Source organism: Pseudomonas sp. 5C2 (assembly GCF_034314155.1).
GTDB lineage: Bacteria > Pseudomonadota > Gammaproteobacteria > Pseudomonadales > Pseudomonadaceae > Aquipseudomonas.
Genome location: NZ_JAVIWH010000002.1, coordinates 291,557 through 307,707 on the forward strand (window position 1 = coordinate 291,557; position 16,151 = coordinate 307,707).

Annotated in this window: 11 protein-coding genes; 8 read left to right on the top strand and 3 right to left on the bottom strand. The window is 58.2% G+C overall.

Annotation, left to right across the window (positions count from 1 at the left end; translation table 11 throughout):
• The first annotated feature begins 113 nt into the window (after positions 1 to 113).
• Positions 114 to 1,088 (top strand): cysteine synthase A, encoded by a 975-nt coding sequence (gene cysK / locus RGU44_RS01950; protein ID WP_322180288.1) that lies wholly within the window; start codon positions 114 to 116, stop codon positions 1,086 to 1,088.
• Between the two features lie 192 nt (positions 1,089 to 1,280).
• The gene (locus RGU44_RS01955) at positions 1,281 to 2,219 is read left to right on the top strand and encodes an aspartyl/asparaginyl beta-hydroxylase domain-containing protein (protein WP_322215362.1); all 939 of its coding nucleotides are present in this window, start codon (positions 1,281 to 1,283) and stop codon (positions 2,217 to 2,219) included.
• 44 nt (positions 2,220 to 2,263) lie between these two features.
• Here RGU44_RS01955 and RGU44_RS01960 read toward each other — a convergent pair whose 3' ends face one another.
• Positions 2,264 to 3,172: a DMT family transporter gene (locus RGU44_RS01960; protein ID WP_322215365.1), complete on the bottom strand. Its 909-nt coding sequence runs from the start codon at positions 3,170 to 3,172 to the stop codon at positions 2,264 to 2,266.
• Between the two features lie 140 nt (positions 3,173 to 3,312).
• Between RGU44_RS01960 and aceK the strand changes: the two genes are divergently transcribed.
• Positions 3,313 to 5,046: a bifunctional isocitrate dehydrogenase kinase/phosphatase gene (aceK, locus tag RGU44_RS01965; protein ID WP_322215367.1), complete on the top strand. Its 1,734-nt coding sequence runs from the start codon at positions 3,313 to 3,315 to the stop codon at positions 5,044 to 5,046.
• 106 nt (positions 5,047 to 5,152) lie between these two features.
• Here aceK and mnmC read toward each other — a convergent pair whose 3' ends face one another.
• Complete coding sequence (gene mnmC, locus RGU44_RS01970; RefSeq protein WP_322215370.1) at positions 5,153 to 7,132, bottom strand: bifunctional tRNA (5-methylaminomethyl-2-thiouridine)(34)-methyltransferase MnmD/FAD-dependent 5-carboxymethylaminomethyl-2-thiouridine(34) oxidoreductase MnmC; 1,980 nt, start codon at positions 7,130 to 7,132, stop codon at positions 5,153 to 5,155.
• 182 nt (positions 7,133 to 7,314) lie between these two features.
• Between mnmC and pap the strand changes: the two genes are divergently transcribed.
• Positions 7,315 to 8,814 carry a polyphosphate:AMP phosphotransferase gene (gene pap / locus RGU44_RS01975; protein ID WP_322180277.1) on the top strand — a complete coding sequence of 500 codons (1,500 nt, stop codon included), beginning with the start codon at positions 7,315 to 7,317 and terminating at the stop codon, positions 8,812 to 8,814.
• 103 nt (positions 8,815 to 8,917) lie between these two features.
• The gene (locus RGU44_RS01980; protein ID WP_322215373.1) at positions 8,918 to 10,102 is read left to right on the top strand and encodes a thiolase family protein; all 1,185 of its coding nucleotides are present in this window, start codon (positions 8,918 to 8,920) and stop codon (positions 10,100 to 10,102) included.
• A 214-nt stretch (positions 10,103 to 10,316) separates the two neighbouring features.
• Here the strand turns inward: RGU44_RS01980 and RGU44_RS01985 are convergent, their stop codons facing one another.
• A complete protein-coding gene (locus tag RGU44_RS01985; protein ID WP_219064205.1) occupies positions 10,317 to 10,904 on the bottom strand; it encodes a YecA family protein in 588 nt (195 codons plus the stop codon).
• 222 nt (positions 10,905 to 11,126) lie between these two features.
• Here RGU44_RS01985 and recQ point away from each other — a divergent pair, with 222 nt between their 5' ends.
• From recQ to RGU44_RS02000, 3 genes are all read left to right on the top strand, one after another.
• A complete protein-coding gene (gene recQ / locus RGU44_RS01990; protein WP_322180272.1) occupies positions 11,127 to 13,256 on the top strand; it encodes a DNA helicase RecQ in 2,130 nt (709 codons plus the stop codon).
• A gap of 120 nt (positions 13,257 to 13,376) precedes the next feature.
• Positions 13,377 to 13,811: a MarR family transcriptional regulator gene (locus RGU44_RS01995; protein WP_322180270.1), complete on the top strand. Its 435-nt coding sequence runs from the start codon at positions 13,377 to 13,379 to the stop codon at positions 13,809 to 13,811.
• Between the two features lie 152 nt (positions 13,812 to 13,963).
• Positions 13,964 to 16,117, top strand: coding sequence for a FimV/HubP family polar landmark protein (locus tag RGU44_RS02000; protein ID WP_322215376.1), 2,154 nt, complete (start codon positions 13,964 to 13,966; stop codon positions 16,115 to 16,117).
• Positions 16,118 to 16,151: the final 34 nt, after the last annotated feature.

Sequence of the window (16,151 nt, forward strand, 5' to 3'; positions counted from 1 at the left end):
CTGTTCAGTAGAGCTGTTGACTGTCTGGCACGGCATCCGTTCGCTACGACTGGACGCACCCCTGCTGGCGGCATACGCTTTGATTTTTTCAAGCACGTGCAAAGGATACCGCCATGAGCCGCATCTACGCTGACAATGCCCATTCCATCGGTAACACGCCATTGGTGCAGATCAACCGTATCGCACCGCGCGGGGTCACTATCCTGGCCAAGATTGAAGGGCGCAACCCCGGATATTCGGTGAAATGCCGAATCGGCGCCAGCATGATCTGGGACGCTGAAAGCAGCGGTAAGCTCAAGCCGGGCATGACCATCGTCGAGCCGACTTCAGGCAATACCGGGATCGGTTTGGCTTTTGTGGCGGCGGCCCGGGGTTACAAGCTGGTGTTGACCATGCCTGCGTCGATGAGCATCGAACGGCGCAAGGTGCTTAAGGCATTGGGCGCCGAGTTGGTGCTGACCGAACCTGCCAAGGGTATGAAAGGCGCCATCGAAAAAGCCGAAGAACTGGTCGCCAGCAATCCGGCCCTCCATTTCATGCCCTCACAGTTCGATAACCCGGCCAACCCGGCGATCCATGAGAAGACCACGGGTCCGGAGATCTGGAACGATACCGACGGTGCCATTGATGTGCTAGTGGCGGGTGTGGGTACCGGTGGCACGATTACCGGGATTTCGCGTTATATCAAACACACGGCGGGCAAGCCGATTCTGTCGGTGGCGGTCGAGCCCATAGGTTCGCCGATCATCACCCAGACGCTGGCTGGTGAAGAAATCAAACCTGCTCCGCACAAGATTCAGGGGATCGGTGCCGGTTTCATACCCAGGAATCTCGACTTGTCGATCATTGATCGGGTCGAACTGGTCAGCGATGAAGAGTCCAAGGCCATGGCGTTGCGCCTGATGCGCGAAGAGGGGATTTTGTGTGGTATTTCATGCGGTGCAGCGATGGCCGCAGCGGTACGCATGGCCGAAACCCCGGAAATGCAGGGTAAAACCATTGTCGTGATCCTGCCCGACTCCGGTGAGCGTTACCTGTCGAGCATGTTGTTCAGTGATCTGTTTACTGATCAGGAAAATCAGCAGTAGCCCATTTTGGTCTTAGGTCGCTTTGTACCCGGCCCGTGAAGGCTTATGATGGCCGGCTTCCAACCCGCTGTGCGCGCATTTTGCAAAGACGGAATGCGTGAGCGGTTGTTCCCCGAACAGCCGCTTTCAGTATCAGATAATTAAAACAGTGCCGCGGCGTGCAATTAGTTGTCCATTTTCAAGGAGAGTTTCATGACCTTTTCTTTCGCCGCCAAAGCCTCGATTTTGATGCTTTTCGTAGGAAGCACGTTGTATGTGCATCTGCGGGGTAAAGCGCAACTGCCATTGCTCCGCCAGTTCGTCAACCATTCCGCGTTGTTTGCCCCCTATAACGCCTTGATGTATCTGTTCTCCGGCGTGCCTTCGAAGCCTTATCTGGACCGCACCAAATTTCCTGAGATGGACGTGCTCAAGGACAACTGGCAAGTCATTCGCGAAGAAGCCATGCACTTGTTCGACGAGGGATATATCCGCGCTGCCGAGAAGGACAACGACGCCGGTTTCGGTTCGTTCTTCAAAAAAGGCTGGAAGCGCTTCTACCTCAAGTGGTACGACACCGCTTTGCCGTCGGCTGTGCTGTTGTGCCCCAAGACCGTCGAACTGGTGAATAGCATTCCCAACGTGAAGGGCGCGATGTTCGCGCTCTTGCCAGGTGATAGCCACCTCAATCCCCATCGCGACCCGTTTGCCGGCTCGCTGCGTTATCACTTGGGGCTGTCGACGCCAAACTCGGATGATTGCCGCATTTACGTCGATGGACAGGCGTATGCCTGGCGCGATGGCGAAGATGTGATGTTCGATGAAACCTACGTGCATTGGGTCAAGAACCAGACCGAAACCACCCGTGTGATTCTGTTCTGTGATGTCGAACGCCCTCTGCGCTCTCGGCTCATGACCCGCATCAATCGTTGGGTCAGCAGAGTCTTGGGGCATGCCACGGCGCCGCAGAACACAGATGATGAACGTGTCGGCGGGATTAACCAGGCGTATGCCTACAGCAAGCGTTTTAGCAATGGCATGAGCTCCAGCGTCAAACAGTTCAAGCGTCGTCACCCCAAGGCCTACCGTGTCATGCGTCCGGTATTGGCGGTGATCGTTCTGACCTTGCTCGGCTATTGGCTGTTCGGCTGATACAACGTCGGACGGGTGTTTGTGTTTCGCACGCCTGACGCAGGTTAATGCTCACCTGCTGAAGCCTTCGCCATTGCGACAGGCTTCAGCACCAGCCACAGCGCTACCGCAATCAATACGCCGCCATACAGATGAGCCCACGACAGCGGTTCATCGAGAAACAGTGCGCCCCACAGTACGCCGAAGGGCGGGATCATTAAGGTCACGGTCATCGAACTGAGCGGGCCAATGTCGCTAAGCAGCCGAAAGAACAGGATGTAGGCGAACGCGGTGCACACCAGTCCCAGTCCGAGTAACGACAGCCACACGCTGCTCCCGCCCCAACTGGCGGGTGGATGGCTGATGACGCTGTAGCCGAATAGCGGCAGCAATAACAGCGTGGCGCCGAGCATGCTGCCGACGGTGGCGAGCCTTGGGTCGAGCCCACCTTGCTGATCGAGCCAGCGGTGAGCGAGGAAGCCGGCGAAGCCGTAGCTTGTCGTTGCCAGCAAACAGGCCAGAGCGCCGGTCAGCAGCTCCCGATTGAAAGCCACGGGCCCCGCACGGGTCAGGATGCCGACACCGAACAAGCCGAGAAACACCCCCGCGATTTTCACCGGGGACAGTTTTTGGCTGAAGAACAACCCACCAATCAATACGCCCATCAGCGGCGTCGTTGCGTTGAAAATCGATGAATAACCGGCGGGTAATACTTGAGCGGCTAATGAATACAAGGTCGCGGGCAGCCCGGAGTTGATCATCCCCAGCAGTAGGCAGATTTTGAATTTGCCGCGAAAATCCCAATCAATCCGCATCAGCCAGAGGATCACCAGCAAGCCGCCAGCGGCAATGGATACGCGAAAAAACGCCGTCGGTACGGTGCCGAGCACGGGTGCGATGATCCGCATGAACAGGAAGCTGGCGCCCCAGATGGCGGCGAGTGCTAATAAACGCAGGGTGTCGGCGGGTCTCAAATCCAGCTCCAGGCCGGTGGTCGGGGCGAGAGTGTCGCTGGGGCGGCGGGCTGAGCGCAACCGAGAGCGGAAAAATACGCTTCTCCTATGCCTGTCCACTGGCTAAGCTCGGGCTTCCGAATTCCTGACGAGATCTGTTTATGCCGCAGCAATGGCCAGCCGCCGATATCGCCCAAATGATTCTTGACGGTTTTGATGATTATCGAGAGCATTTTCGGCAGATTGCCGATGGTGCTCAGGCGCGCTTCGAACAAGCGTTATGGCAGGAAGCTCAGCGAGCATCGGCAGCGCGGATCAACCTATACGAAGAGAAAGTCAGCGAAGTGACCGAGCGTTTGCACGGTACGTTCGACGCCCAGGGCCTGTTGGATGTGAGCTGCTGGCCGCTGGTCAAAAACGCGTATATCAACCTGATCGATGTACGGTTTGACGATGAGCTGGCGGAAACCTGGTTCAACTCGATTTTCTGTGGCCTGTTCAGTCATGACCTGATCAGCGACGGCTGCATGTTCGTCCACACCACGCGTCCGTCTTTGCGCCGCCACGACAAGGCGGCTCAAACCCGCGTTTATCGGCCCCAGGGCGAGCTGTCGAGCATGCTCAAACAGATTTTTGCCGAGTATAAGTTCGATGTGCCGTTTGCCGATTTGCCGGGTGATCTGCAACGGCTTGAAGGGCAATTGCGGGAAAACCTGCCCGATTGGGTGTGCAAGGACCCGGCGCTCAGCGTGGAGCTGTTCTCGTCGATTCTGTACCGCAACAAAGGGGCGTATCTGGTCGGGCGCATTTTTACCCAAGACGAGCAATGGCCGCTGGTAATACCCCTGCTGCACCGTGAAGGCCGAGGTATCCAGATTGATGCGCTGATTACCGATGAAGCTGATGTGTCGATCATCTTCTCGTTCACACGCTCGTACTTCATGGTCGACGTGCCGGTGCCCGCAGAGTTTATCGGCTTTCTCAAGCGTATTTTGCCTGGCAAGCACATCGCCGAGCTGTACACCTCGATCGGGTTTTACAAACATGGCAAGTCCGAGTTCTACCGCGCCCTGATCAACCATCTGGCCACTACCGACGACCGCTTTATCATGGCGCCCGGTGTGCGCGGCATGGTCATGAGCGTGTTTACCCTGCCGGGTTTCAATACGGTGTTCAAGATCATCAAGGACCGCTTCGCGCCGTCGAAAAACGTCGACCGTGCCACGGTAATCGAAAAATACCGTCTGGTAAAAAGCGTCGACCGGGTAGGGCGCATGGCCGATACCCAGGAGTTCGCCGATTTCCGTTTTCCGTTGAGCAAGTTTGATCCTGAGTGCCTCGCCGAACTGCTGGATGTGGCGGCGTCGACCGTTGAAGTCGAAGGCGACACCGTCCTGATCCATCACTGCTGGACCGAGCGGCGTATGACGCCGTTGAACCTCTATCTGGAAAACGCCAACGAAGCCCAGGTGCGCGAAGCACTGGACGATTATGGGTTGGCGATCAAGCAGTTGGCTGCGTCGAATATTTTCCCCGGCGATATGCTGCTGAAGAACTTTGGCGTGACCCGTCACGGCCGGGTGGTGTTCTACGATTACGACGAAATTTGTTACCTCACCGAAGCCAATTTCCGCCACATCCCGGCGCCCCGTACGCCCGAAGATGAAATGTCCTCGGAGCCTTGGTATTCCATTGCTCCGCTGGATATTTTCCCTGAGGAGTTTCCACCGTTTCTGTTTGCCGACATGGGCCAGCGTCGGCTGTTCAATGAGCTCCACGGTGAGTTGTATGACGCTGATTACTGGAAAAGCCTGCAAGACGCGATTCGGGCGGGCAAGGTCATTGATGTCTTTCCCTACCGGCGCAAAGGGCGCATGGATGAGACGCTGGCCTGAGTTTTCAGCGCGGCAGTGCGCTGACTGCGTCGACATGAGCCGTCAGCGCCCGTCGCATGAAGATTGATGGCTAGTCAGCAGGGCACTGACGCCAGTCATCCCGTGTTTATATCTTTCCCCGAATCAACGCCCTCAACGCGAAACGGTTGGGATGGCAGGCTTCGGCAATGCTACGGGGCAACGGCAGGGGTTCGTTGTCCAGCCAGGCCGCGAGCAATTCGCCTGACAGTGGCGCGGTGATCAGCCCACGAGAGCCGTGACCACTGTTGATGTACAGGCCGTCGAGCCAAGGGCAAACGGTATCCGGCACTTGTCGGGCGTCTTTGCCCAGCGCCGCGTAAGCTTCCAGAAAACGCTGCTTATCCGCCAGCGGGCCGACGATGGGCAGGTAGTCCGGGCTGGTGCAACGGAATGCGGCTCGCCCTTGCAGGTACTCAGGTTCCAACGCGTCTGCGCCCAGCCGCTTGAGCAAGTCTTCGGAGATTTCTTGCAAGAGTTCGAGATTGCTCTGGTGCTCGGCAGTGGTCGGCGTCAGGTCATCGCTTTTGAAGTCGAAGCTCGCCCCTAACGTGTGTTCGCCCAGCCGGGCGGGCGCCACATAACCTTCGGCGCAGACCACGGTGCTCAAGGCTTCGCTTGCCGGGGTCTGGGCAAGCCGGGTGATCTGCCCACGAATACGCTTGAGGGGTAATTCAGCGCTGGCCGGGAAGCGCTTGACCTCTGCAGCGCCGGCCAATATCACCACCGGAGCCTCGTCGAGCAATCGCTCTCCATCCCAGGCCTGCCACTGTTCGCCGCTACGACGCAGTTCCAGTACGTCGTGATGTGCCAACAGCTGAATATTGGGGTGCGTGGCCTGAAACTGGCACAGCGCGGGCGGATGTACCCAGCCTCCCTCGGGGAAAAATAAACCACCGCAAGACAGTGCAGTACCGGCTCGGGCTTCGGCGGTTGGCTGATCCAGTACGTGTAAGAGTTCGGGGGGGAACGCGTGCGCCAACTGCGTCTGGCGCTCGGCTTCCTTGTCATTGAAGGCCAGTTGCAACACGCCGCAGCCGTCCCAGTCGGTGCCCCGTTGCAGGTATTCCAGGTGGCGGCGGGTGTAACCAAAGCCGCTCAAAATCAGCTGCGACAACGCCGTGCCGTGGGCAGAAAGCTTCAAGTACAGCACCCCTTGCGGGTTGCCCGAAGCTTCCTGCGCCAGATCGCCGTGGCGTTCCATCAGGCTGACCTGCCAACCCCGCGCAGCGAGGCTGGCAGCTGTTGCGCAACCGGCCAGGCCAGCGCCGATTACCAACGCTTTGCGCTGAGTGGTGATCGGTGCCGGGCGGGCAAACCAGGGCTTGACGACTGCAGGCCTGGGCACGTCTTCCGGCCAACCGACAAACGCCCCGCGCAGCACCTCCCATTTATGCCCGATACCCGGCGTGCGGCGCATTTTGAAGCCTGCGGCGTTCAGCGCGCGACGTACCCATCCGGTACTGGTGAAGGTGCTGATGGTCGAACCCGGCGCCGCTAGCCGTGCCAGTTCGGCGAACAGTTCGGGCGTCCACATTTCCGGATTTTTTGCTGGAGCAAAACCGTCGAGGAACCACGCATCAATCTGCCCATCCAGCTGCGGCAACATGTCTAAAGCGTCGCCGATCAACAGGGTCAAGGTCACGCGACCGCCGTCGAACACCAAGCGCTGAAAACCGTCATGCACGGCGATGTACTGATCGAGCAGTTGCCCGGCACAGGTGGCCAGCTCCGGCCACAAGGCGAGGGCACGTTGCAGGTCGCAGCGGCTCAGTGGAAACTTCTCGACGCTAACGAAATGCAGGCGAGCGCCGGCAACAGCATGCTCGGCAAACAGCTGCCAGGCGCAAAGAAAATTCAAACCGGTGCCGAAGCCGGTTTCCCCGATAACCAGGCGCTCGCCTGCCGCCAGCGCCGCAAACCGGTTTGTCAGATCGTTCTGTTTCAGAAAGACATGGCGTGTTTCGTCTAGACCGGATTGGGTGGAGAAATAGACATCCGAAAATTCCCGCGAATGAGGATTTCCCTGTTCGTCCCAGTCGATCTGGGCGTGGGATGTGAAGGTCATGGTCGGCTCGGCGGCAGCAGGAGCGCGGTATATTAACGCAATCAGCGAACCGGTGAGGGCGCAAAGGGGTAGAAGCGGGTCCCTGAAGCCTGTTCAATTGACCCATCGCAACGAATGGCTGTCTTACCCAGCATTGATTGATGCGATCCGTTAGTCTTGACGATCTTGAAGGGGAGCTGTGCATGTTCGAATCCGCCGAAATCGGTCACGCCATTGACAAAGAAACTTACGACGCCGAGGTGCCGGCGCTGCGTGAGGCGTTGCTCGACGCGCAATTCGAACTCAAGCAGCAGGCGCGTTTTCCGGTGATTGTATTGATCAACGGCGTCGAAGGCGCGGGCAAGGGCGAGACGATTAAGCTGCTCAATGAATGGATGGACCCACGGCTGATCGAGGTGCGTACGTTCGATCAGCAGACTGACGAAGAACTGGCTCGACCACCCGCGTGGCGCTATTGGCGGCATTTGCCGGCGAAGGGGCGTATGGGGATTTTCTTTGGCAATTGGTACAGCCAGATGATTCAGGGGCGGGTGCATGGCCACTTCAAGGATGCCGTGCTCGATCAGGCAATCAATGGGGCTGAACGTCTGGAGAGAATGCTCTGTGATGAGGGCGCACTGATTTTCAAGTTCTGGTTTCACCTGTCCAAGAAGCAGATGAAGGCTCGGCTCAAGTTGCTTGTGGATGACCCTTTGCACAGCTGGCGCATTAGTCCGCTGGACTGGCAACAATCGAAAACCTACGACAAATTTGTTCGCTACGGTGAGCGTGTGCTGCGTCGTACCAGCCATGATTATGCCCCTTGGCATGTCATCGAAGGCGTGGATCCGCATTATCGCAGCCTGACCGTCGGGCGCCTGTTGCTCGAAGGGCTACAGGCCGCCTTGGCCAATAAAAGACCCGCTCAAGGTCCGCTGACCATTGGCCCACTGCCGACCAATATTGATGACCTCAGCCTGCTGAACAGTCTCGACATGACTCAGCATCTGGAAAAAGAAGATTACGAAGAACAATTGATTACCGAGCAGGCGCGCCTGGCGGGCAACGTGCGTGATAAACGTATGAAGCGGCACTCGCTGGTAGCGGTATTCGAAGGCAATGATGCCGCAGGCAAAGGCGGCGCCATCCGGCGGGTCGCGGCGGCGCTGGACCCGCGTCAGTACAATATTGTGCCGATTGCCGCGCCCACCGAGGACGAGCGTGCACAGCCTTATCTCTGGCGCTTCTGGCGGCACATGCCGCCACGTGGCAAATTTACCGTGTTCGACAGGTCATGGTATGGCCGGGTGCTGGTAGAGCGCGTTGAGGGTTTTTGCAGCTCGGCAGATTGGCTCCGGGCGTACAGCGAGATCAACGATTTCGAAGAACAGCTGACCGATGCCGGCACTGTGGTAGTCAAGTTCTGGCTGGCCATTGATGAGCTGACTCAACTGGAGCGTTTTGAGGCGCGGGAACAGATTCCGTTCAAACGCTTCAAAATCACCGAGGACGACTGGCGCAACCGTCAGAGATGGCCGGACTATCGCGCGGCTGTGGGCGACATGGTTGATCGTACCAGCACTGAAATCGCGCCGTGGACCCTGGTTGAGGCCAATGACAAACGCTGGGCGCGGGTGAAGGTGTTACGCACGATCAATAACGCGCTGGAAGCCGCTTTTGAAAAGGACACAAAGTCTAAGTAACCACCATGATTTTCCATACAGCCAGTGAATGATCATCGCGGACAAGGATTATCTGGCCCTATGCTCAATGCCTTCTCATCAACAATAAGAGTGGAGGTGTGTCATGCGTGAAGTGGTGATTGTCGATAGCGTGCGGACGGGATTGGCCAAGTCGTTTCGCGGCAAGTTCAACCAGACCCGTCCCGATGACATGGCAGCCCATTGCGTCAACGCACTGTTGACGCGCAATGGCCTGGACCCGGCGTTGGTCGAGGACTGTATCGTCGGTGCCGGCTCCAACGAAGGTGCGCAGGGCTACAACATCGGGCGCAATGTGGCGGTGCTGTCCAAGCTGGGTATCCAAGTCCCTGGCATGACCCTCAACCGCTACTGCTCATCGGGCTTGCAGGCCATTGCAATCGCAGCCAACCAGATCGCCTCCGGTTGCAGCGAGATCATTGTTGCCGGTGGTGTCGAATCGATCAGCCTGACGATGAAAAGCATCAACACCGACAACCTGATCAATCCATTGCTTAAGGAACAGGTGCCGGGGATTTACTTTCCCATGGGTCAGACTGCCGAAATCGTCGCGCGCCGCTACCATGTCAGCCGCGAGCAGCAAGATATCTACGCCTTGCAAAGTCAGCACCGCACCGCAGCCGCCCAAGCTGCTGGGCTGTTCGACGATGAAATCGTGCCGATGGCCGTGACCTACCGCGTCGAGGACAAAAATACCGGTGCGATTAGCCTGGTTGAAGGCATCGTTGATCGTGACGACTGCAATCGTCCGGACACCACGCGGGAAAGCCTGGCGGGCCTGAAGCCGGTGTTCGCAGAAGACGGTTCGGTAACCGCTGGCAACTCGTCGCAGTTGTCCGACGGGGCTTCGATGACGTTGGTGATGAGCCTGGAAAAAGCCCTGGAACTGGGCCTCAAACCGCGTGCGTTTTTCCGTGGTTTCACGGTGGCGGGTTGCGAGCCGGACGAGATGGGGATTGGCCCGGTGTTCTCGGTGCCCAAATTGCTCAAGGCTAAAGGCTTGCAAGTGGCCGACATCGACCTTTGGGAACTCAATGAAGCCTTTGCGTCGCAGTGTCTGTATGCGCGTGATCGTCTGGGAATCGACAACGCCAAATACAACCTCAGCGGCGGTTCGATCTCCATCGGCCACCCGTTCGGCATGACCGGCTCGCGCCAGGTCGGCCATTTGGTCCGTGAACTGCAACGGCGCAATCTGCGCTACGGCATCGTGACCATGTGTGTCGGAGGTGGGATGGGGGCGACTGGGTTGTTTGAAACGTTCAAATAGAGCGCTGGCGGATAGATCGTCTTCGCGAGTGAATGTGCACCCACAGGGTATTTGCGACCTTTGTGGGTGCATCATCTCTGATGGAACGCCTAAAGCCTGTGCCGCAGGACATGGGCCGTCATCAGCGCCACACTAGCCAGCCAGAGTCTTGAAGTGCGCGACGCACAAGCAGTGTTTGCTTGTGCGTCTCGGGCCTTGTGCCGTAGGCGTGGACTCAGTGGTGGCGAGGCTTGAGAATCGCTGGCTTCTCGTCTGGCGCCTGCAGGAGCAGGTACAGCGCGGTCAGTGCTTCCGGGATCTGCACAATCATGTCATCCATCAGATTGGCGTCCTGAGCGATGTCGGCAAATTCTGGTTGTTCGTCGAACAGACCCGAACCGACCATGATCGGCAGGAGCATTTCGCTGACTTCGTCTTCGGCGCTTTCGAACCATGCGTTTTCGCGCAGGAACACGCCTTCCATGAAGCCGATGCACCAGCCGCGGAGGTCGGAGTCATCCGGCTCGTCACCGAGGTCCAGATCACACGGCAATTCGAACTCTTCGTCGGATGCCAGTTGGCGGGCGATGTGCGCCTGCAGCTGGATCAGCGTGGCTTCGATTTCTTCGCGCTGGGCATCACTGGTGTAATGCGGCGGCTCAGAGAACAGCGTATCGATCCACTCACGCTCAGGGACCGTTTCGGCACAGATCGACAGCGCGGTCAGGTAGCCGTGGGCGGCCACATAGTCCAGCGCTTCGTCATGCAGCTCATCGGCATCGAGGAAGGCTTGCAGGCGGTGTAGTTGCTCAGCGAAGGACATTGACGGGCTACCTTGGGAATAAACAATGCTGAATTCTAGGCTGTGTAAGGCCTGCGCGCCAGTACAGAGGCGCTTAGAAGCTGTTATGTCTTTTATATCGACCGCCGGTATCGCCTTTGTGCTTTGCCTGGAACCCCTCGGGTATAATGCCGCGCTTTGCGATGCCAATAGCGATTGCGACAGGCTGTAGCAGGGTCGCTTCTGCAATATTTTGGGGTTTTTATGCTCGAACAGGCTCAACGCGTACTTAAAGACATCTTTGGTTACGACAGCTTTCGTGGTCGCCAAGGTGCCATTATTGAGCGTGTTGCCAATGGCGGCGATGCCTTGGTGTTGATGCCCACCGGTGGCGGCAAGTCCTTGTGCTTCCAGGTCCCGGGCCTGCTGCGCGAAGGCTTGGCAGTGGTAGTTTCACCGCTGATTGCCTTGATGGACGATCAGGTTGCGACCCTGGAAGAACTGGGTGTGTCGGCGGCCGCGTTGAACTCCACACTGAGCGCAGAGCAACAGCGGGATCTGGCAAACCGAATTCGGTTGGGCGAGATCAAGATGCTCTATCTGGCGCCCGAGCGCCTGGTTCAGCCACGGATGCTGGCCTTCCTGCAGAACCTGAAAATCGCCCTGTTTGCCATCGACGAAGCGCACTGCGTGTCACAGTGGGGGCATGATTTCCGTCCTGAATACTTGAAACTGGGGCAACTTGCCGAGTTGTTCCCCGATGTGCCGCGTATCGCCCTGACCGCCACGGCCGATAAACGCACCCGTGAAGAGATCGTCGAGCGCCTGCATCTACAGAACGCCGAGCGCTTCCTCTCCAGTTTCGACCGCCCCAACATCTTTTATCGCATCGTGCCCAAGGAGCAGCCGCGCAAACAGCTGCTGGCATTCCTTTCCGAGCGGCGCAGCGATGCAGGCATTGTTTATTGTCTGTCCCGCAAAAAGGTCGATGAAGTCGCCGCTTTTCTGTGTGACAACGGCTATCCGGCTTTGCCATACCACGCCGGGCTGCCTAACGAGACACGTGCCTTCAACCAGAAGCGCTTCCTCAATGAGGAAGGCCTGATCATGGTCGCGACCATCGCTTTCGGTATGGGCATCGACAAACCCAACGTGCGGTTCGTCGCCCATATGGACTTGCCCAAGTCGTTGGAGGCGTACTACCAGGAGACGGGGCGCTCCGGCCGTGATGGCCTGCCCGCCGATGCCTGGATGGCCTACGGGCTGCAAGACGTATTGATGCTCAAGCAGATGCTGCAAAACTCCGAAGGCGACGAGCGACACAAGCGCCTTGAGCAACACAAACTCGACGCCATGTTGTCGCTTTGTGAAGAGACCCGCTGCCGTCGACAGACGCTGCTGGCCTACTTCGACGAAGACATGCCTAACCCGTGCGGTCATTGCGACAACTGTGTCGACGGCGTGCAGACCTGGGACGCCACCGAGCCTGCGCGTCAGGCACTGTCGGCGATTTATCGCACCGGCCAGCGTTATGGCGTCGGCCATCTGGTGGATGTGCTGCTGGGTCGCGACAACGATAAAGTGAAGAGCTTTGGCCACCAACATCTGGCGGTTTTCGGCGTCGGCAAGGCGCGTACCGAAGGCGAGTGGCGCTCGCTGTTCCGCCAGTTGGTGGCGCGCGGCCTGGCTGATATCGACTTGGAAGGCTACGGCGGCCTGCGGTTGAGTGATACCTGCCGGCCCCTCTTGCGCGGCGAAGTCACGCTTGAGCTACGTCGTGATTTGAAACCGCAAACGACCCCGAAAAGCGGTTCGGGCAGCCCGGCCAGTCAATTGGTCCGTGGCGAAGAGCGCGAACAGTGGGAGGCCTTGCGCGCCCTGCGGCGCAAATTGGCCGAAGAGCATGGGGTGCCGCCTTATGTCATTTTTCCCGACTCGACCCTGCTCGAGATGTTGCGCAGCAAGCCCGGATCGTTGCCGGAAATGGCCCAGGTCAGTGGCGTCGGTGCGCGCAAGCTGGAGCGTTATGGTGAGGCGTTCCTCGAGGTTCTCGGCGGTACAGCCGAGGCGCCAAGGGTTGTGGCTGACGTGCGTCACGAATTGATCAGCCTGGCCCGCGCCGGGATGACGCCGGCGCAGATCGCCGGTCAGTTGCAGTGCACCGAAAAGAATGTCTACACGATGCTCGCGGAGGCCATCGGCAAGCAGCAATTATCACTGGAGCAAGCGCTGGATTTGCCTGAAGACGTGCTCAGTGAAATTCAGGATGCGTTCCTTGATGGCGAAGGAGAGTTGCCCGCGGTTGCAGCCGTTGCCGCACAATTCGCCGGTCGCGTGCCAGACGGCGTGCTGTATTGCGTGCGCGCGGCGCTGCAGTCCGAGTTCGAGGTCTGATTTTCCTGAGGTTTTATACCCCCCTGCGACGATTGGTTACAGTGGGTGACACTTGCCTCGGTGCGGGCATCATGGTTAGCTGACTAATAATTAGTACAAGCCTTTAATCATGAGTTTCCTATGCCTTTAACTGATCAACACCGCTTCGGCATGCAATTGGCGCAGATGTCACGTGGCTGGCGAGCCGAGTTGGACCGGCGCCTCGCTGACCTGGGCCTGTCGCAGGCGCGCTGGCTGGTGCTGTTGCACCTTGCGCGCTTCGAAGAAGCACCGACGCAACGTGAGTTGGCGCAGAGTGTTGGCGTCGAAGGGCCGACCCTTGCGCGTTTGCTCGACAGTCTGGAAGCTCAGGGGCTGGTTCTGCGTCAGGCGGTGGTTGAAGATCGGCGGGCTAAAAAAATCGTTCTATGTGCAACGGCGCGGCCGCTGATCGACAAAATCGAGACAATCGCCACCGCGCTGCGTCATGAACTTTTCGTCGGCATCGACGAGGACGAGCTGAGAATCTGCATGCGGGTACACGCACGGATCCTGGCGAACCTGGAAAAATCCTGAACACCCGGTATTCAGTGGCTCAAGCGCTTTTACCCCTTTAAGCATTGGTGAAAGCGTGCGAGCATCAGGCCCGATTTGCCCCCATACTTGCGCTATCTGCGTGTGACAGCGAATGTGCTGAGAAGCCTGCTTTGGTTTTTATAAGGATTTTCATGCTGAAGAGTTCTCAGGCCGCGTTAACGCGCGTCGATCGCCCGTTGCGGCAGGTCGTTCGTCAATGGTGTGTGGCTGCGGCCGCAACATCACTGTTTTATTCGGCACTGGCCCCAGCGTTGGGGCTTGGAGAGATCACCCTGCATTCGGCGTTGAATCAGCCGTTCAATGCCGATATCGAATTGGTAGAAACCGCAGGCCTGAGCGCGGATGACATTGTGGCGAGTCTTGCTTCGCCGGAAGCCTTCAGCCGGGCTGGCATCGAACGTCTGTTCTTTTTTAACGATCTGCACTTTACCCCCATCGTCCATGGCAATCATGGCGTGGTGCATGTGGAGTCGAGAAGGGCAGTCACTGAGCCTTACCTTAACTTTCTGGTGCGTCTGGTTCGCCCTAATGGCGACGTGCTGCATGCTTATACGGTGTTGCTCGATCCGCCTGACTCGGCGATAGGTGCAGCCGCGTCGCGCTCCAGGCGGGCCGATCCTTCTTTACAGAGCGGTGGTGAATCACGTATGCCTGTCGCGCCGCCGCAAGCGGTGCAGGGTAATCGCTACACAGTTGCCAGCGGCGATAACCTCGGAACGATTGCCAGGCGTCTGCAAGGGCCGGGCAGCAAAACTTCCGCCAGTGAGCTGGCCCGAGGTATCGCGGCGCTCAATCCCCAGGCGTTTCCCAACGGTAACAGCACTCGGTTGAACGTCGGACAGAGCCTGCTGCTGCCAGACAGTGCGGTCCTGCCGCGTTCGACGGTGGCGCCTTCGGTCGCGGCGGCCACTCAAACTACGCCACCCCCTTCGGCGGCAAGTGAAGCAGCAGCTTCTGCGAATGGGTTGCAGCAAAACGCTGAGCAACTGGCCAGCACCGTTATCGAGAACCAGCAACTGACCAAAACCGTGGGCGACCTGAAAGGACAGATGCAAGCGCTTGAGGGGCAGATTTCGGGTAAAGACAAGCAACTCACCGAACTGAATGCCGCCCTGGCTGAACTAAAGTTATCCACAACCAAAACGGTCACCCCCGTTGTGCCAGCTGTTGCCGTGACGCCAACGGCGGTGCCCGCCCCGCCAGTAACCGAGGCGCCAGCGGAGGAATCATCCGGCAACATGCTGCTGTTGTCGGGTGCAGTGTTGGTGCTGCTGTTATTGCTGGTACTGGCTTATTCCGTACGGCGCAAACGGTTGATAAACGCCCTGCCGGTGCAGAATATCGTCGACACGCCTGCGCCGAGACCCACGATGACGGCCGCTGTGCCCATGGTTGAAAAGTCTTCTGTGGTCGTTCCACCTACAGCTCCGGTGGTTGCGGTTCCGGCGCCTGGTACCCAACGGTTGGCTGGTACTGCCACCGATGCCATGGACGGTGCGAGCATTTATATCGCTTACGGCCGGATCAGTGAGGCGCTGGGTATTTTGCGTGACGCACTGCAGACACAGCCGCAGCGCACGGATCTGCGCCTGAGAATTCTTGAGTTACTGGCCCAGCAGGGCGACGCCGACGGTTTTGCCCGCGAGGAGCAAGCGGCGCTCGAGCAGGGGCTTAGTGCGGACAAATTGCAGGAAATACGCGCGCAGCATCCCCAGTTGTTCGCGACACCGTCACCCGCGTTGGTGACCATCCCGCTGCCTTCGTCAGAGCCGGTGCTGCCTGAAGTTGTCGTCAATGAACCTGTTGCCTCTTCCTTGAGCACGCAGCCTGCCGATGAATTCCAATTGAACCTGGAAGATCTGTCAATGGACGCCGATTGGGATTTGGTCGACCCCTTCGAAACTACGCCAGCCGCACGCAGCAAAGGCCAGCCGGAACAACCGCTGACGGCGGACCTGGATTTCGCGTCCAACCTCACAGAGTTGCCGGAAGTCTTCGAAATGCCTGATGAGCAGTTCCTCAGCGACTTCTCAGAGCCGGAGCCTATTCTTCAGGCCAACAGCGACAGTCTGGATGATGCGTTTCTTGAAGGCTTCATGGATGATTCGGCGGGCTTCGATATGCTCGACCTGACCGAGGAGCCTCTGAGTAAAATCAACCAGGCTCAAGTGTTGATTGATGACGGTGATCTGCAGAGTGCACGTGAGCTGCTGCTGGAAGTGATCAACGAAACCGACGATAACCAGCAGCAGACTGCTCGGGATTTGTTGGCGGGAATAAGCTGATTGAGGGGGTGGTTGCGGGCAGATTGGTCCCATA